Source organism: Rhodoferax antarcticus ANT.BR (assembly GCF_001938565.1).
Lineage (GTDB): Bacteria > Pseudomonadota > Gammaproteobacteria > Burkholderiales > Burkholderiaceae_C > Rhodoferax > Rhodoferax antarcticus.
The window spans coordinates 374,778-392,667 of record NZ_MSYM01000013.1 but is presented as its reverse complement, the minus strand read 5'-3'; the positions used below and the strand labels follow the sequence as shown (position 1 = coordinate 392,667).

At 55.2% G+C, this 17,890-nt stretch carries 18 protein-coding genes and 1 tRNA gene; all 19 read right to left on the bottom strand.

What is annotated here, in order from left to right; translation table 11 throughout:
- Positions 1–12: 12 nt before the first annotated feature.
- Positions 13–2,064 carry an NADH-quinone oxidoreductase subunit L gene (gene nuoL / locus BLL52_RS10590; RefSeq protein WP_075586630.1) on the bottom strand — a complete coding sequence of 684 codons (2,052 nt, stop codon included), beginning with the start codon at positions 2,062–2,064 and terminating at the stop codon, positions 13–15.
- 6 nt (positions 2,065–2,070) lie between these two features.
- A complete protein-coding gene (gene nuoK, locus BLL52_RS10585) occupies positions 2,071–2,379 on the bottom strand; it encodes an NADH-quinone oxidoreductase subunit NuoK (protein ID WP_075586629.1) in 309 nt (102 codons plus the stop codon).
- On the bottom strand, positions 2,376–3,026 hold the full coding sequence (locus tag BLL52_RS10580) for an NADH-quinone oxidoreductase subunit J (protein WP_075586628.1): 651 nt from the start codon (positions 3,024–3,026) through the stop codon (positions 2,376–2,378). The genes nuoK and BLL52_RS10580 overlap by 4 nt, the downstream gene beginning before the upstream one ends.
- A gap of 30 nt (positions 3,027–3,056) precedes the next feature.
- Positions 3,057–3,590, bottom strand: a complete 534-nt coding sequence (nuoI, locus tag BLL52_RS10575) for an NADH-quinone oxidoreductase subunit NuoI (protein ID WP_075586627.1) — start codon at positions 3,588–3,590, stop codon at positions 3,057–3,059.
- Between the two features lie 12 nt (positions 3,591–3,602).
- Positions 3,603–4,685, bottom strand: a complete 1,083-nt coding sequence (gene nuoH, locus BLL52_RS10570; protein WP_075586626.1) for an NADH-quinone oxidoreductase subunit NuoH — start codon at positions 4,683–4,685, stop codon at positions 3,603–3,605.
- Positions 4,678–6,822: an NADH-quinone oxidoreductase subunit NuoG gene (gene nuoG, locus BLL52_RS10565; RefSeq protein WP_075586625.1), complete on the bottom strand. Its 2,145-nt coding sequence runs from the start codon at positions 6,820–6,822 to the stop codon at positions 4,678–4,680. Before nuoG ends, nuoH begins: the two co-directional genes overlap by 8 nt.
- A gap of 11 nt (positions 6,823–6,833) precedes the next feature.
- Positions 6,834–8,186, bottom strand: coding sequence for an NADH-quinone oxidoreductase subunit NuoF (nuoF, locus tag BLL52_RS10560; RefSeq protein WP_075586624.1), 1,353 nt, complete (start codon positions 8,184–8,186; stop codon positions 6,834–6,836).
- A complete protein-coding gene (nuoE, locus tag BLL52_RS10555; protein ID WP_075586623.1) occupies positions 8,183–8,674 on the bottom strand; it encodes an NADH-quinone oxidoreductase subunit NuoE in 492 nt (163 codons plus the stop codon). The genes nuoF and nuoE overlap by 4 nt, the downstream gene beginning before the upstream one ends.
- Positions 8,671–9,924 carry an NADH-quinone oxidoreductase subunit D gene (locus BLL52_RS10550; RefSeq protein ID WP_075586622.1) on the bottom strand — a complete coding sequence of 418 codons (1,254 nt, stop codon included), beginning with the start codon at positions 9,922–9,924 and terminating at the stop codon, positions 8,671–8,673. Before BLL52_RS10550 ends, nuoE begins: the two co-directional genes overlap by 4 nt.
- A 3-nt stretch (positions 9,925–9,927) precedes the next feature.
- On the bottom strand, positions 9,928–10,545 hold the full coding sequence (locus BLL52_RS10545; protein WP_075587190.1) for an NADH-quinone oxidoreductase subunit C: 618 nt from the start codon (positions 10,543–10,545) through the stop codon (positions 9,928–9,930).
- Between the two features lie 10 nt (positions 10,546–10,555).
- Positions 10,556–11,035 (bottom strand): NuoB/complex I 20 kDa subunit family protein, encoded by a 480-nt coding sequence (locus BLL52_RS10540; RefSeq protein WP_075586621.1) that lies wholly within the window; start codon positions 11,033–11,035, stop codon positions 10,556–10,558.
- Positions 11,036–11,048: 13 nt separating this feature from the next.
- The gene (locus tag BLL52_RS10535; protein ID WP_075587189.1) at positions 11,049–11,408 is read right to left on the bottom strand and encodes an NADH-quinone oxidoreductase subunit A; all 360 of its coding nucleotides are present in this window, start codon (positions 11,406–11,408) and stop codon (positions 11,049–11,051) included.
- A 59-nt stretch (positions 11,409–11,467) separates the two neighbouring features.
- Positions 11,468–11,552 (bottom strand) — tRNA-Leu (locus BLL52_RS10530).
- A 118-nt stretch (positions 11,553–11,670) separates the two neighbouring features.
- Positions 11,671–12,027 (bottom strand): preprotein translocase subunit SecG, encoded by a 357-nt coding sequence (secG, locus tag BLL52_RS10525; RefSeq protein WP_075586620.1) that lies wholly within the window; start codon positions 12,025–12,027, stop codon positions 11,671–11,673.
- 38 nt (positions 12,028–12,065) lie between these two features.
- A complete protein-coding gene (gene tpiA / locus BLL52_RS10520; protein WP_075586619.1) occupies positions 12,066–12,809 on the bottom strand; it encodes a triose-phosphate isomerase in 744 nt (247 codons plus the stop codon).
- A 2-nt stretch (positions 12,810–12,811) separates the two neighbouring features.
- Positions 12,812–13,801 (bottom strand): NAD(P)H-quinone oxidoreductase, encoded by a 990-nt coding sequence (locus BLL52_RS10515; protein ID WP_075586618.1) that lies wholly within the window; start codon positions 13,799–13,801, stop codon positions 12,812–12,814.
- A 62-nt stretch (positions 13,802–13,863) separates the two neighbouring features.
- Positions 13,864–15,987 carry a polyribonucleotide nucleotidyltransferase gene (pnp, locus tag BLL52_RS10510; protein ID WP_075586617.1) on the bottom strand — a complete coding sequence of 708 codons (2,124 nt, stop codon included), beginning with the start codon at positions 15,985–15,987 and terminating at the stop codon, positions 13,864–13,866.
- A gap of 215 nt (positions 15,988–16,202) precedes the next feature.
- Positions 16,203–16,469, bottom strand: coding sequence for a 30S ribosomal protein S15 (gene rpsO / locus BLL52_RS10505; RefSeq protein ID WP_075587188.1), 267 nt, complete (start codon positions 16,467–16,469; stop codon positions 16,203–16,205).
- Positions 16,470–16,603: 134 nt separating this feature from the next.
- Complete coding sequence (locus tag BLL52_RS10500; protein ID WP_075586616.1) at positions 16,604–17,875, bottom strand: branched-chain amino acid ABC transporter substrate-binding protein; 1,272 nt, start codon at positions 17,873–17,875, stop codon at positions 16,604–16,606.
- Positions 17,876–17,890 lie beyond the last annotated feature (15 nt).

The following is a 17,890-nucleotide window of genomic DNA, read 5'->3' as shown; positions in this document are numbered from 1 at the left end:
TTTATATTTCCCCTATTTGAGCCAAACGAAATACGTCAGCAACACAAAGATGCCGAGCACCATGGTCAGCGCGTAGTCATACAAATAGCCAGTCTGGAGCTTTCTGACCACACCGGAGATCAGGCCGACAACGCGCCAAGAACCGTTCACAACTGCCCCATCTATCAAAGTTTGGTCACCCACCTTCCACAGCGCCACACCCAGACCGCGTGCGCCGCGGGCCAACACGTTTTCATTGAACCAATCTAGGTAATACTTGTTTTCGAGCAGGCTATAGAGCGGCTTCGCACTTCGCTTGATGGCAGCTGGCAAAGCGGGATTGACCATGTACATGTAATAGGATGACAGCACGCCCGCAAGCGCCAGCCAGAAAGGCGGGGCAGAGAAACCATGTCGGGCGAGTGCCGCCGCACCATGGAACTTCTCTGAAAGAACCTCCATCGCCTTATGGATTTCTGCGTTGACGAAAATGGCATCTTTGAAAAAGTCACCAAACAACATGGGACCAATCGTCATGTAACCAATAACCATCGACGGGAGCGCCAGCAGGATCAACGGAATTGTCACTACCCAAGGTGACTCTTTAGTTTCATAACCTTGACCTTGATTGCCATGATCATGATCGCCGGCTGCATGCCCATGATCGTCTTCGTGACCATGTCCATGCGCGTCAGGATTTTGATCAAAGCGTTCCTTGCCATGAAAGACCAGAAAGTACAGACGGAAAGAATAAAACGCCGTCACGTATACGCCGGCAAGTACCGCAAAATAGGCGAATCCTGCGGCAGGCAGGTTGCTGGCGTGCACCGCCATGATGATCTCGTCTTTGGAGTAAAACCCGGAAAAGAAAGGCGTTCCAATCAGTGCCAAGGAGCCGATCAAGAACGTAATCCAAGTGATCGGCATGTATTTGCGAACCCCACCCATCCAGCGGATGTCTTGGTTGTGGTGTAAACCCATGATGACCGATCCAGCAGCCAGAAACAACAAGGCTTTGAAAAACGCGTGCGTCATCAGGTGAAAGACCGCCACTGAATAAGCCGATGCGCCTAGAGCCACGGTCATGTACCCCAACTGGGACAAGGTGGAATAGGCCACAACGCGTTTGATGTCGTTCTGGATGATGCCCAGGAAACCCATGAACAACGCGGTGATCGCCCCAATGATCATCACAAAGTTGAGTGCTGCTTCGCTCAACTCGAACAAGGGCGACATCCTTGCCACCATGAAGATACCCGCCGTCACCATGGTTGCCGCATGAATCAGGGCAGAAATCGGTGTGGGACCTTCCATGGAATCAGGCAGCCAGACGTGCAGCGGAAACTGGGCTGACTTGCCCATGGCGCCAATAAACAGACAGATACAAATCACACTGACCAGCATCCAGTCAGTTCCAGGCAGTGTCAGCGCCACCAACTCAGGGGCCTTGGCAAAAACCTCCACGTAGTCCAGCGTGCCGGCATACGCAGCGATCAAACCAATACCGAGAATGAAACCGAAGTCGCCAACCCGGTTCACCAAAAACGCCTTCATATTGGCAAAAATGGCAGTCGGCTTGTTGTACCAGAACCCGATCAACAGGTAAGACACCAGACCAACTGCCTCCCAAGCAAAAAACAGTTGCAGCAAGTTGTTGCTCATCACAAGCATCAGCATCGAAAACGTAAACAAAGAGATAAACGAGAAAAACCGGTTGTAACCCTCATCCTCTTGCATGTAGCCAATGGTGTAGATGTGGACCATCAGTGACACAAACGTCACCACGCACATCATCATGGCGGTAAGCCCGTCCACCATGAATCCGATTTCCATCTTCAGGCCGTCAACCACCATCCAGGTGTAAAGCGAGTCATTGAAGCGTGCGCCATCAGAGACCACGCTATTCAAAGTAATTGCCGACAAAATAAAGGATACGAAAACACCCACGATGGCGATGGTGTGTGAGGCACGCCTGCCGATAGTATTGCCACCGAACTTGGTACCCATAATGCCGGCCACCAATGCACCGAAAAGCGGCGCAAGCGGTATCGCTGCCAGAACCGGGGCGGATAGGGTTTGACTCATTTCCTCTTACCCCTTCAACGAATCAAGTTCGTCCACATTGATGTTTGCCTTGTTGCGAAACAAGACAACCAGAATAGCCAACCCGATGGCTGCCTCTGCCGCGGCCACTGTCAGAATGAAAAACACGAAGATCTGCCCGCTCAAATCACCAAGATAGTGCGAGAAGGCGACAAAATTGGTGTTGACGGCCAGCAGCATCAGTTCAATGGCCATCATCAACACGATCAGGTTCTTGCGATTCAAAAAAATACCGACAACCGACAGCGCAAAGAGGATGCCGCCCAACGACAGGTAGTGCCCTAGTGTCAGCGTCATGCTTTGTTCTCCTGTGTCGGTTCATTGGCTTCAGGCGCGAGCCGGGCCGGCAAGGTGGGCGCCAGCTTGACAATTGCCAGGCGATCTTTCGATCTGACCCTGATCTGGAGACCCGCATCAATCGCTTTACTGTCTTTGCGTTGGCGCAATGCCAAAGCCACCGCAGCGATCATGGCCACCAACAATAACGCGGCGGCGACTTCCAGCGGATAGAGGTACTCGGTGTACAGCAACCTTCCCAACGCACGTGTGTTCGACATGCCTGGCTCCGCCAAGGCGGCCACGGGTATCGGATCAATCTCGGAGAACGCACCAAGCAACACCGCCGTCATCTCCAGGACAATAACGACGCCCACGACAGCCGCCAACGGAAAATTCTTCCAGAAACCAGTGCGTGCGTTCTTGACGTTAACGTCCAGCATCATCACCACAAAGAGAAACAACACCATCACCGCGCCCACATAGATCAGGATCAGTGCGATGGAAAGGAATTCCGCTTTGAGCAACATCCAGATCATGGCTGCCTGGAAAAACGACAGCACCAAAAACAAAACGGCATGCACCGGATTGCGCGCGGTAATCACCCTAAAAGCAGAAAAAAGCAGTACCGCTGAAAAAGCGTAAAAAAAACCAGTCTTGACATCCATGGCCAGAAAATCTTTCTTGTGAGGAGGGGGTTAGCGGTACTTGGCGTCCGCCGCCCTACTACTTGCAATATCCCGCTCGAAGCGGTCGCCAACAGCAAGCAGCATCTCCTTGGTGAAATACAGATCGCCGCGCTTTTCGCCGTGGTATTCGAGAATATGGGTCTCGACGATGGAGTCTACCGGGCAGCTTTCTTCGCAAAAGCCACAAAAAATACATTTGGTCAAGTCAATGTCGTAACGTGTTGTCCGACGTGAACCATCTTCGCGAACCTCCGACTCAATGGTGATCGCCATTGCCGGACAAACGGCCTCACACAACTTGCAGGCGATGCACCGCTCTTCACCGTTGTCATACCTCCGCAAAGCGTGGAGTCCGCGGAACCGCGGGGACAAAGGCGTCTTTTCTTCTGGATACTCTTGGGTGATTTTGCTGCGAAAGGCGTATTTTCCGGTTAGCGCGAAGCCTTTGAAGAACTCCAACAGCATGAAGCTGGACAAGAAGTCTGACAAAGAGAACGGAGGCTCGACAGCACCTTTGGGTGCAGAAGGCGTTTGATTAGGCATGGCAGGCTTCAGTTAGTTCCAGATGTTCCAGGGCGTCTGCATCCACACAGCGATGACGACCAACCAAAGAAGAGTGACTGGAATAAAAATTTTCCAGCCCAAACGCATGATCTGGTCGTAGCGATAACGTGGAAACGTCGCCCGTACCCAAATGAACATGGTAACAACTGCAAACGTTTTCAAACCTAGCCAGATCCAGCCCGGAACGGCGTTGAAAACCGCGTTGTCGATGGGTGACAACCAACCACCCAGAAACAACACAGTGCAGAGGATCGAGATGAGCCACATGTTGGCGTACTCTGCCAAGTAGAACATGGCGTAAGACATCCCCGAATACTCGACCATGTGGCCGGCCACAATTTCAGATTCACCCTCCACCACGTCAAACGGATGACGATTGGTCTCCGCCAGACCCGAGATGAAATAAATCACAAAAATTGGCAGCAAGGGCAACCAGTTCCAGGACATAAAGTTCCAACCCTTATCCACGAACATGCCTTTGTCTTGCCCCATGACGATCTCTGAAAGGTTCATGCTGGCCGAAACCATCATCACAATAATCAAACAAAAGCCCATCGCCAGTTCGTAACTGACCATTTGCGCAGAGGCGCGCAAAGCCGCCAAAAAGGGGTACTTGGAGTTAGATGCCCAACCTGCGATGACCACACCATAGACCTCCAGCGAGACAATCGCCATCAAGAAAAGCAAGCCTGCGTTGATGTTAGCCAGTGCAACATCAGGGCCGAAAGGCACAACCACCCAGGCGGCAAGTGCCGGCATGATCGTCAACACCGGACCCAAAAAAAACAACTCCTTATTGGCGGCAGCCGGCGCCAAAACTTCTTTGGTCAACAACTTCATGGCGTCGGCAATCGGTTGCAACAATCCCATGGGACCCACGCGATTCGGGCCAATCCGATTTTGTATCCAACTGATCAGTTTGCGCTCCCACAAGGTCAAATAAGCGACCGCACCCATCAAAGGCGCCACCAGCACAACAATTTTGATCAAGACCCACAGCACAGGCCAGGCGCCGTTCACCCACCAGTCAGCAGAAACCAACCCGGCCCCCGCGTTGAAAATCGTGTCAATCATGCTGCCCCTTTTCACCAGCCGATTCGTGAAGGGCATCGGCTGTCATCTGCAAGCTGCTGGCACGCCTGACGATACTGTCCAGCGCATAAATGTCGGCCACGCAGGGAGTGCCAGAAACGTCGGTCAAATGAACCCGCTCTGCGGTCTGGTTGCTGAGCAATGCACGCTCTACAAATGCAGCATGTTCTTGGAGGGCCAAACCAGCGATATCCGCGCGAACGGCCTCCGAAGAATCAAAATCAAAACCCGCCAAGCCCAATGTATTGGCCAAAACCCGCAGCACTTTCCAAGCTGGCCGGGTCTCACCCAAGGGCTTGACGACAGCATGGAAAGACTGCGCACACCCTTCAGCGTTGACAAAGGTGCCAGAAGTTTCTGTGAAAGGCGCTATAGGCAACAGCACATCACTGAAAGCCATGTTGGCCTTGAACGGGCTCAACGTGACCACCATCTCTGCAGTCGACAGCGCACTGGATGCCGATGCACCAGCTACCGAGTCAAACTCGGGCTCAGTATTGAGCAACAGCAGCGCCTTTAGTCCACCGCTCAGCATCTGCCCAGCGTTCAACCCGTCAGCATCTGGTTGCGCCCGAACCAACTGCGCCCCGACGGTATTGGCAGCCTCGGTCAAGTACCCGACAGAAGCCCCGGTGTGGGCGGCAATCCAATTGGCAAGTGCCAAAAGACTGGTCGCACTTGCATGGTGAGCAGCAGCATTGCCCAGCAGAACCGCTTTTCGCTCACCATCCTTCGTCAATGCATCGGCCATAGCCTGAAGGTTTGGCGTGATTTCGGCGGCAACAGGCGCTATGACACCTTTCGTCTGCGCTATCGCTGCCGCCACTCCTGCCAGCGTCCGCACCCAATGTACGGATCTGGCAACAACGGTATTGACTACTGGTATGGCCCAGTCAGCACGCTGGCTGGTAATGGCATTTACGGTGCCACCTTTTCGTACAGCCTGACGTATGCGTTGGGCAAATAATGGGTGATCCTTGCGCAAATTGGAGCCAACCACCAGCACGCTTTGCAAGTCTGACAGCGATGCAATCGACGTGCCCAGATAGCGCACGCCCTCAAAGACCGGAAACTCAGCGTTGCGCAAGCGATAGTCGATATTTCCGCTGCCCAAGGCGCGCGTCAGCTTGCTGGCGAGATGCAACTCTTCAAGAGTGCTGTGCGCACTGACCAAGGTGCCAACACCTGTTGCGGTGTGTTCGCGAATGACTTGCTGAAGCCCGTTGGCAACGTATTCCAGGGCAGTTTGCCAGTCGACAGTCTTCCAAACACCACCTTGTTTCAGCATGGGCGCCGTTAAGCGCTGGTCACTGTTGAGTGCCTCGTAGGAAAAACGGTCGCGGTCTGCAATCCAGCATTCATTGATCGCTTCGTTTTCAAACGGAACCACACGCATCACTCGGCTACCCTTCACTTGCACCACCAAATTTGCGCCAGTGGAGTCGTGCGGGCTCACCGACTTGCGGCGGGACAACTCCCAGGTGCGAGCGCTGTAACGGAATGGTTTGCTGGTCAACGCACCCACCGGGCAGATATCAATCATGTTGCCAGACAGTTCTGAATCGATAGTCTGTCCAACAAAAGTTTCGATCTCAGCATGCTCGCCACGGTGCGTCATGCCTAACTCCATCACGCCGGCAATCTCTTGCCCAAAGCGTATGCAGCGCGTGCAATGAATACACCGCGTCATTTCCTGCATCGAAATCAGAGGACCAACGTCTTTGACGTGAACGACCCGCTTCTCCTCATCGTAGCGCGAGGCAGATGCGCCATATCCCACCGCCAGATCCTGCAACTGGCACTCCCCTCCCTGGTCGCAAATAGGACAATCCAGCGGATGATTGATCAGAAGGAACTCCATAACTGACTGCTGCGCCTGGATAGCCTTGACTGTCTTGGTATGCACCACCATCCCCTGCGTGACTGAGGTGGCGCAGGCTGGCATGGGCTTAGGCATTTTCTCCACCTCGACCAGGCACATACGACAATTGGCGGCGATGGTGAGCTTTTTGTGATAACAAAAGTGAGGGATGTAGGTGCCAACTTGCTCAGCCGCATGCATCACTGTGCTGCCTTGAGCAACACTCACCTTTTTACCGTCGAGTTCAATTTCAATCATCTGGAGCTCGCTCAAACGTAAACTGGAACCATGCAGGTTTTGTGCGCCACGTGGTACTCGAATTCAGGCAGGAAATGCTTGAGCATGGCGCGCACTGGCATGGCTGCAGCGTCACCCAGAGCGCAAATGGTGCGCCCCTGAATGTTTTCAGCGACTGAGTTCAGCAGCGCCATATCTGCCTCACGACCAAGCCCGTGCTCAATCCGGTCGACCACCCTGAACAACCAGCCCGTGCCCTCGCGACAAGGCGTGCATTGACCACAGGACTCATGCATATAAAAATAGCTCAAAGTCTGCAGGCTCTTGACCATGCAGCGCGAGTCGTCCATCACAATCACTGCCCCAGAGCCCAGCATAGAGCCCGCCTTGGCGATGGAGTCGTAATCCATGGTGCAGTCCATCATGATGTCTGCGGGTAACACGGGAGAGGATGACCCACCGGGGATCACAGCTTTGAGCTTGCGACCTTGACGGACACCACCGGCCAGCTCCAGCAGCGTCGCGAACGGGGTACCCATGGGCACCTCGTAGTTTCCGGGGAGTTCCACATCGCCGCTGACGGAATAAATCTTGGTGCCACCGTTGTTCGGCTTGCCACTTTCCAGATAGGCCTTGCCACCAAGGCGAATGATCCAGGGAACCGCGGCAAAGGTTTCGGTGTTGTTGATGGTGGTGGGTTTGCCGTACAGGCCAAAACTTGCTGGAAACGGTGGCTTGAAGCGCGGTTGGCCTTTTTTACCCTCCAAGGATTCCAGTAAAGCAGTTTCCTCACCACAGATATAGGCCCCAAAGCCATGCGCAGCATGTAACTGGAAACTGAAGCTGCTCCCGAGAATATTGTCTCCAAGGAACCCAGCCGCGCGCGCCTCTTCGATGGCTTGTTCGAAACGCTCGTAGGTGTGAAAAATTTCACCATGGATGTAGTTGTAACCCACGGTGATACCCATCGCAAAGGCCGCAATGATCATGCCCTCAATGACCGCATGTGGATTAAATTCCATGATGTCGCGGTCTTTGCAGGTCCCAGGCTCACCTTCGTCTGTGTTGCAAACCAGATACTTTTGTCCAGGAAACTGCCGTGGCATAAAACTCCACTTTAGCCCGGTAGGAAAGCCGGCACCACCACGACCACGCAGCGCTGACTCTTTCACCATAGCAATCACCTGATCCTGCGTCAGCCCTTCGCCACCGTCCTGACCCAACATTCTGCGCAAAGCCTGATAGCCACCGCGCGCCTCGTAGTCCTTCAGACGCCAATTGGCTCCATTGAGCCCAGCCAGGATTTGCGGTTGGATATGACGGTTATGAAAACAGGTCTGCGTCCCCGTCGCCTGAAATTGCCGCAGAAAACTGTGCGCATTCATGCCTTGGCCTCCAGAGAGCGTAAGCCACCGACCAACTGGTCGAGCTTGTCATTGGTCATGAAACTGCACATGCTGGTGTCGTTGACAAGCATCACCGGTGAATCAGCACAGGCGCCCAGACACTCACACTCCTGCAGGGTAAACAAACCGTCAGACGTCGTCTGATTGGCATCGATACCCAGGCGGCTCTTCAAATGCGCCAGAGCCTTGCCACCGTCACGCAACTGACACGGCAGATTGGTACAAACATTGAGCTTGTACTTGCCAACCGGCTTCTGGTTGTACATGTTGTAAAAACTGGTGACTTCATGAACCGCAATCGGGGCCATGCCTAAATAGTCTGCAACGAAGCGTTCTGAATCAAGGCTGACATAACCCAGCTCTTGCTGAACGATCCTCAAACAAGCCATCACTGCTGACTGCCGCTGGTCAGCGGGGTACTTGGCCACTTCCATTGCGAAAGCAGCAAGGGACTTTTCAGAAATCATCGGTCAACTTCCCCAAACACAATGTCCATCGTGCCAATAATCGCTACCGCGTCTGCAATCATGTGCCCCTTGCCCATTTCGTTGAGGGCAGCCAGATGCACAAACGCCGGTGGGCGGATTTTCAAACGATAGGGTTTGTTGGCACCATCGCTGATTAGATAGATGCCGAACTCGCCCTTCGGATGTTCAATGGCGGCATATGCCTCGCCTTCAGGCACACAGAAACCTTCGGTGAACAACTTGAAATGGTGAATCAACTCTTCCATGTTGGTTTTCATAGACTCACGGTCGGGCGGTGCGATCTTGTGGTTGTCGGTAATGACCGGGCCAGGATTAACCCGCAACCAGTCAACACATTGCTTGATGATGCGGTTGGACTGGCGCATTTCTTCCATTCGCACCAGATAACGGTCATAACTGTCGCCGGTTTTACCCACAGGCACATCGAACTCGATCTGGTCATAGGCGTCGTAAGGCTGCTGTTTACGCAGGTCCCAGGCAATACCCGAACCACGCAACATCGGTCCGGTGAAGCCAAGATTAAGTGCGCGCTCAGGGGTCACCACGCCAATCCCGACGGTGCGCTGCTTCCAGATCCGGTTTTCGGTCAAGAGCGTGTGGTACTCGTCCAGGTAGGTGGGGAAGCGTTTGGTGAAGTCGTCGATGAAATCGAGCAAGCTGCCCTTGCGATTGCGGTTGCGCTCTTCGATGGACTTTGCGCTGCGCACCTTGTTAGGCTGGTGCTGCGGCATGCTGTCAGGCAAGTCACGGTAAACACCACCTGGGCGGAAATAAGCCGCGTGCATACGCGCGCCGCTGACCGCCTCATACATATCAAACAGGTCTTCACGCTCGCGAAAGGCATAAAGCATGACCGTCATGGCGCCACAATCCAGACCATGCGCACCCACCCACAGCAGATGGTTGAGCATGCGGGTGATCTCCGAGTACATCACCCGGATGTACTTGGCGCGAATGGGAACTTCCAGGCCCAGCATCTTTTCGATGGCCAGGCAATAAGCATCCTCGTTGCACATCATCGACATGTAATCAAGCCGATCCATGTAGGGCAATGACTGGATGTAGGTCTTGCTTTCTGCGAGTTTTTCCGTCGCACGGTGCAGCAAACCGATGTGTGGATCTGCGCGCTGGATGACTTCGCCGTCGAGCTCCAGCACTAGGCGCAGCACGCCATGCGCCGCCGGGTGCTGAGGTCCGAAGTTAAGGGTGTAGTTTTTTATTTCAGCCATGACTCAGTGCACCTGCTGCATGCCGGCGTAGTTTTCCTCACGAATGATGCGCGGCGTGATTTCGCGCGGCTCAATTGTGATTGGCTGGTACACCACGCGACGCTGTTCAGCGTCATAGCGCATTTCAACATGGCCAGACAAAGGGAAATCTTTGCGGAAAGGGTGACCAATAAAGCCGTAGTCTGTGAGGATTCGACGCAGGTCGTCATGCCCCTCAAAAACAATACCAAAAAGGTCAAAAGCCTCGCGCTCAAACCAGTTCGCGGCGCTCCAAATGTTGCACACCGAAGTCACCACTGGCATCGCGTCATCAGGGGCAAAAACTTTAAGCCGTACCCGCTGGTTCAGGCTGACAGACAGCAGGTGCAGCACCACGCAATAGCGCGGCCCCTGCAAAGGCTCATTTTTGTAGGTGGAGTAGTCGACACCGCACAAGTCCATCATCTGCTCAAAACGGCAATCAGGGTGGTCGCGCAATGTCTGCGCGACCTGATGGTAGTTGGCAGCCGACACAACCACCGTCAGCTCATCTAACCGGACGTTGCTGCTTTGCAGCAGGTCGCCCAAGGCGGCATCAACCCGCGCCTTGACGGTTTGAATATGGACAGCATATAAAGTCATGGCTTCCCTTTTAGGCACGCGCGATGGTTTGGGTGCGCCGAATCTTGGTCTGCAACTGGATGATGCCGTACAGCAAAGCCTCTGCTGTTGGCGGGCAACCCGGCACATAGACGTCAACCGGAACGATCCTGTCACAACCGCGCACCACAGAATAACTGTAGTGGTAATAGCCACCACCGTTCGCACACGACCCCATGGAGATGACCCAGCGCGGCTCACTCATCTGGTCGTACACCTTGCGAAAAGCCGGGGCCATTTTGTTGCACAGAGTTCCAGCCACGATGATCAGATCAGACTGCCGTGGACTCGCCCGGAACACCTCGGCGCCGAAGCGGCTGATGTCGTAGCGTGCCGCAGCCGCGTGCATCATTTCCACCGCGCAGCACGCCAAACCAAAGGTCATAGGCCACAGCGAGCCTGTTTTTGCCCAATTCATCACCGAGTCGTAACTGGTGGTGACAAACCCTTCCTTAAAAACGCCTTCAATCATGCTTTTTTCCCAATTACTCCCAATCAAGGGCACCTTTTTTCCACATGTAGATAAAACCCAGGATCAGAATAAAAAGAAAGATCATCACTTCCCAGAATCCGACGATGCCGACATCCTTGAGCGCCACCGCCCAAGGCAACAGGAACGCAATTTCCAGATCAAACAAGATGAACAGAATCGCCACCAAGTAGTAGCGGACGTCGAACTTCATCCGCGCATCTTCAAAGGCTTCAAAGCCGCATTCATAAGGGGAATTTTTGGCCGGATCAGGCCGGTTGGGACCGAGTACATACCCGAGGACTTGAGGAATAATGCCCACTGCAATGCCCACCAGAATAAACAAAAGTACTGGCAAATACTGTTCAAGGTCCATCATAGAAGTTGAGATCCCCTGTGTCATGGATGCATTCACATGCATTCATGTTGTTTACCTGGTGCCGTCGGCGAGACTCGAACTCGCACAGCTTTCGCCACTACCACCTCAAGATAGCGTGTCTACCAATTTCACCACGACGGCCTGTTTGACATCATCACCGAACACACTCTTAGGTGTTGTCTTTCGCTCGGTGAGAGAACCCGAAGTTTACCCTGAATTACCCAGCTAACTGAGGGTGCAGGGGCTTTTGCGACCAAGGTCACTTAGACGGGATTTGCGCTGCGCCAGATGCCGATGCAGCAGGTGCCACCGGAGCCGACGCTGGGGCGACCAAAGCAGCGTTTTCAAGCACGCTACCGCCAGCGCTCGGCTCAGGGCGCGCCGAGTTAAAGTAAGCCAGCGCCAGGGTGCTGACAAAAAACACCGTTGCCAAAACTGCCGTGGTCCGCGACAAAAAGTTCGAACTGCCACTGGCACCAAACAGGCTGCCCGCTCCCCCGCTGCCAAAGGCTGCGCCCATGTCGGCACCTTTACCGTGCTGCACCAGGATCAGACCAATCATGACCACCGCCGACAACATTTGTACCGCTAGCAAAACTGTCAACATCACATTCATTCATCACTCCTCGTTTAATAGCAAGACACGCCTGATTTTCAGGCGGCTGCAGCAATAATCGTTAAAAAATCCTGGGCTTTCAGCGCAGCACCGCCAATCAACCCGCCATCAATATCCGGTTGCGCCAGCAGTTGCGCGGCATTGGCCGCGTTCATACTGCCGCCGTACAGCAGTTTGATGCAGTCAGCATGCTCCGAGGCCGCCTTGAGCTGCGCTCGCAGCACCGCGTGCACCTGCTGCGCCATCTCAGGCGTCGCGGTCTTGCCGGTACCAATCGCCCACACAGGCTCATAAGCCACCACCACTTCGCTGATGCAATGGCCATTGGTGTGAATCACCGCTGCCAGCTGGCGCTTGACCACTTCGTCGGTTTTGCCCGCTTCGCGCTCTGCCAGAGTCTCGCCGACGCAAACAATCGGGGTGATGCCGCACTTGAGGGCGCGCTGCGCCTTGCACGCCACCACTTCGTCGGTTTCACCGTGGTACTGACGGCGCTCGGAGTGACCAACGATGGCATAGCGTACGCCGAATTCCTTGAGCATCGCACCCGAAATTTCACCGGTATAGGCACCGCTTTCCTGGGCAGAAATGTCCTGCGAAGCCAGATCGATCGACGTGCCTGCCAATAAAATTTGGCACTGCGCCAGATAAACCGCTGGCACACCCACCGCCACCTCACAGGTAGCCTGCCCCATGCCGGCAAGGATGTCTTTGAGAAGCTTGTCATTGGCAGCCAGGCTACCGTTCATCTTCCAGTTACCGGCGATCAGTTTTTTCATCATGGTTAGCTCCAAGTCAAAACAATTTTTCCAACGTGCTGGCTCGATTCCATCAAAGCGTGTGCCTGTGCAACCTGCTCTGCTGCGAAGGTCCGGAAAATCACCGGCTTGATGCGTTTGGCAGTCAGCGCTGGCCATATGTTTTCCAGGCAGGCCTGGGCAATTGCCGCCTTGAACGCCACGGACCGTGGCCGTAAGGTCGAGCCGGTGATGGTCAGGCGTTTGCGCAAAACCAGCCCGGCGTTGAACTCGCTTCGGGATCCCCCCAAAATCGAGATGATGACCAAGCGGCCATCTTCCTTCAGGCATTGAACCTCTTTGGCGACATAACTCCCCGCCACCATATCTAGAATCACATCCACACCCTGACCATCGGTCAGGCGCATCAGCTCTTCCTGGAAGTCTAACGCTTTGTAATTGATAGCAAAGTCTGCACCCAATTCAAGGCACGCAGCACACTTTTCATCGCTACCTGCGGTGACGAACACCTTGGCGCCAATGTATTTAGCCAATTGAATGGCGGTCACACCAATGCCGCTGGAGCCGCCCTGGATCAGCACGGATTCACCCGGCTGCAGGCGAGCCCGCTGCATCATGTTGCTCCAGACGGTAAAAAACGTCTCAGGCAAACTGGCCGCTTCAACGTCTGTCAAACCTTCCGGCACGGGCAAAGTTTGCGCGATAGGTGCCACGCAATACTCCGCATAACCCCCACCCGCCACCAGCGCACAAATGCGATCACCCAGCTTGAAACCAGCAGCAGCCAGTTCAGCCGGGTCACCTTGTTCAATCACACCCGCCACCTCCAGACCCAGAATGTCCGAAGCACCTGGTGGCACCGGGTAATTCCCCAAGCGCTGCAAAACGTCCGGACGGTTGACCCCACTGGCGGCGACGCGAATCAGCAGTTCACCCGCGCCCGGCACGGGCACGGGTCGCTGCCCCAGATGCAATACGTCGGTACCGCCGTGCCCAGTGATGTCAATGACTTTCATGGTCTTTTTGGCCTCTAGCCCTTGTCCTATATGCGCAAGCAGCTATTAAAGTGATAACAAGCTCAAGCCCGATTATCGTTGCCGCCTTGGACTGGGCGCTCCAGCAAGGCTTTCATCGACAGCTTGACACGGCCTTTTTCGTCGGTTTCCATGACCTTGACCTTAACGATCTGGCCTTCTGACAAATAGTCAGTCACCTTCTCGACGCGTTCATGGGCGATCTGGCTGATGTGCAGCAGGCCATCTTTGCCGGGCAGCAGGTTGATCAGCGCGCCGAAGTCCAAAATCTTCACCACCGGGCCTTCATAAATCTTGCCGATTTCAACTTCAGCGGTGATCTGCTCAATGCGGCGCTTGGCTTCTTCGGCTTTGGCCGGGTCACTTGATGCGATGGTGATGGTGCCGTCTTCGTCGATATTGATCTGGGTGCCGGTTTCTTCGGTCAGCGCACGGATCACCGAGCCGCCCTTGCCGATCACGTCGCGGATCTTTTCCGGGTTGATCTTCATGGTGAACAGACGCGGCGCGAAATTGGAGACTTCGGTCTTGGCCTCTGCCATGGCTTCAGTCATCTTGCCCAGGATATGCATACGCGCTTCTTTGGCTTGTGCCAAAGCGACTTGCATGATTTCCTTGGTGATGCCCTGGATCTTGATGTCCATCTGCAGCGCGGTGATGCCGTTGGTGGTACCGGCCACCTTGAAGTCCATGTCGCCGAGGTGGTCTTCATCACCCAGGATGTCAGTCAGCACGGCAAAGCGGTTGTCGTCCTTGATCAGGCCCATGGCAATGCCGGCCACATGCGCCTTCAAAGGCACGCCAGCGTCCATCAGACTCAGGCAGCCGCCGCACACCGAGGCCATGCTCGACGAACCGTTGGATTCGGTCACTTCAGACACCACACGCATGGTGTAGGGGAAGTCTTCCTTGCTCGGCAACACGGCAATCAGCGCGCGCTTGGCCAGACGGCCGTGACCAATTTCGCGGCGCTTGGGCGTGCCCACACGGCCGGTTTCGCCGGTGGCAAAGGGAGGCATGTTGTAGTGCAGCATGAAGCGGTCTTCGTAGTCGCCGCTCAAGGCGTCAATGCGCTGGGCATCACGCTCGGTACCCAGCGTGGTCACCACCAGCGCCTGGGTTTCACCCCGCGTGAACAGGGCGGAACCGTGGGTGCGCGGCAGCACGCCGTTGCGGATTTCGATAGCACGCACGGTGCGTGTGTCACGACCGTCAATACGCGGCTCGCCCGCCAGAATCTGGCCACGAACAATCTTCGCTTCAATTTCAAACAGCAGGCCTTCGATAGCCACCGAATCAAACGCCACGCCTTCGGCCTTCAGTGCGGCCATGACTTCAGCGTAGGTCGCGCGGCAGGCTTGGGTGCGGGCTTGCTTATTGCGGATTTGGTAGGCGGCCACCAGTTTGTCCTTGGCCAGTACGTCGATCTTGGCGATCAGCGCTTCGTCTTTGGCAGCGGGCTTCCAGTCCCACACCGGCTTGCCAGCATCACGCACGAGGTCGTGGATCGCGTTGATGGCAATCGCACCTTGGGTGTGGCCAAACACCACCGCGCCGAGCATGATTTCTTCGGACAACTGGTCAGCCTCAGACTCGACCATCAGTACGGCAGATTCGGTACCTGCCACCACCAATTCCATCTGGCTGGATTTGCGCAGGGTTTGGCCCGGGTTAAGCACATATTCGCCGTTGATGTAACCCACGCGGGCAGCACCAATCGGGCCGCTGAACGGCACGCCGCTGATCGACAGCGCTGCGCTCACCGCAATCATGGCGGCAATGTCGGCGTCGACTTCAGGGTTGAGCGACAGGGTGTGCACCACCACATGCACTTCGTTGAAGAAGCCTTCGGGAAACAATGGGCGTATTGGGCGGTCAATCAGGCGGCTGGTGAGTGTTTCAAACTCGCTGGGGCGGCCTTCACGCTTGAAGAAGCTGCCCGGAATCTTGCCTGCAGCGTAGGCTTTTTCAAGGTAATCAACGGTCAGTGGAAAGAAATCCTGACCGGCTTTGCCTTCGGTCCTGGCCACCACGGTAGCCAACACCACAGTGCCGTCCATGTCAAGCTTCACTGCGCCGCTGGCTTGACGGGCGATTTCGCCAGTTTCCATGGTGACTGTGTTTTGACCCCATTGGAAGGTTTTGCTAACTTTTTTGAACATTGTCATTTTTCTTTTCTCCTGAGAATTCGGGGGGTGCAGGCCACCCCACCTAAGCCTGGAAACTGCCAAACAGAACACGATGCCATTCCAGAAAATGCCGAGCCTTAGGGTGCAGCAGGCTTTGGAATGACACAGCTTCGCTCGTGTTTTTGCCGTCTCCGAAGTAAGAAACGCCTGAGCTAGTTCCCTAACTCAGGCGTTTGTCAAATTTTTGCAACCAATTACTTGCGCAGACCCAGTTTGGCGATCAACGCCAAATAACGTTCAGCGTGCCGACTCTTCAGGTAGTCCAGCAGCTTGCGACGCCGACTCACCATGCGCAGCAGGCCGCGACGACCGTGGTGGTCTTTGGCATGTGTCTTGAAGTGGGGCATGAGTTCGTTAATGCGGGCGGTCAACAGCGACACTTGAACCTCAGGGCTACCGGTGTCACCGGCAGAACGTGCGTTGTCTTTGACGACAGCGGCCTTGATACTGGATGCGATCATGATTTTTTCCTGTGTAAACAACTTGCGTCAGGCGCTGGAACTGCCCCTAACGTGCAACCCCTGCAAAAAGAGCAGAGCCGCCAAGTATAGCCGGGGCCATTTATCCGTGCCAAAGCGCCACCTCGGTCTTGGGTTTAGGGGCGCTGCATCTGGCAGGTGCTGGGTTGCTGAGCCTGGGCTGCGGAAATGGTTTTGACCACCCGAAAGCCATAGCCCGAGCCTTCGACGTCAAACTTCACGCCGGGGGCGCCCTTGCGCTCCATCACCCCCACCACCAGCGGTTGCTGAAACTGGTGATCACTGGCACGCATGCTGCCATTTTGTGCATGAAAAGTGACGCTAGCCCTTTCCAGCTGTGTGGCTACAGCTACAGAATCCGTAGTCCCTGCAGCCTCTATCGCTTGCGCCAGTGCCTGCACCATGAGTTGCATGCGCATGTGCACATAGTCGTCCTCGGGTTTGGGAAAGCGTTGACGAAACGATTGGTAAAACGCTTCGCTTGGGGCCGAGGCAACATTAGGCAACCAGTCTGCCACCGCCAGAACCTTGCCGACACCAGCCTCGCCAATGGCGGCTGGCGCACCCAGCGCATTGCCATAGAAGGTATAGAACCGGCCTACAAAACCCACATCTTTCGCCGCCTTCACCAGCAGCGTCAGGTCATTGCCCCAGTTGCCGGTGATGACCGCCTGGGCGCCACTGGCCTTGATTTTGGTCATGTAGGGCATGAAGTCTTTGACCCGGCCGATGGCATGCAACTCGTCACCGACGATGCGGATGTCTGGGCGCAAAGCGCTTAACTGGCGGCGTGCCTCGCTGGCCACGGCGTGACCAAAGCTGTAGTCCTGGCCGATGATGTAGACGCTTTTCAGCGACGCATCGTCCCTGATGACCGACATCAGCGCGCTCATGCGCATGTCGGCATGGGCGTCGAACCTGAAGTGCCAAAAGCTGCACTTTTCGTTGGTCAGGATCGGATCGACCGCCGAGTAATTCAGAAAAATCACCCGCTTGGTGGGCTCGCGCTCGTTGTGCTTGTTGATGGCATGGATCAGGCCGGCCGCGACCGCTGACGAATTGCCTTGGGTGATGAAGCGTGCGCCTTGGTCCACTGCTGCCTTGAGCATCGTCAGCGCCTCTTCGGTCTGGCCTTTGCTGTCAAAGCGCTCGAGTTGCAGCGGCGCACTGGCGCCGCCTGCGAGTTTGACCCCGCCCGCTGCGTTGACCCGCTCGGTGGCCCACAGCAGATTGCGAAACACCGCCTCACCGGTATTGGCAAACGGGCCACTTAAAGCCTCGATCAGCGCGATTTTGATCGGCGCTTGCACTGGCTGTGCAACAGCCAAAAGGGGCAGACACAGCGCGAAAACCAGGCATTGCAAAGCTCGTCGAAGAAGAATAAGCATCAGGGAATTTCTCAA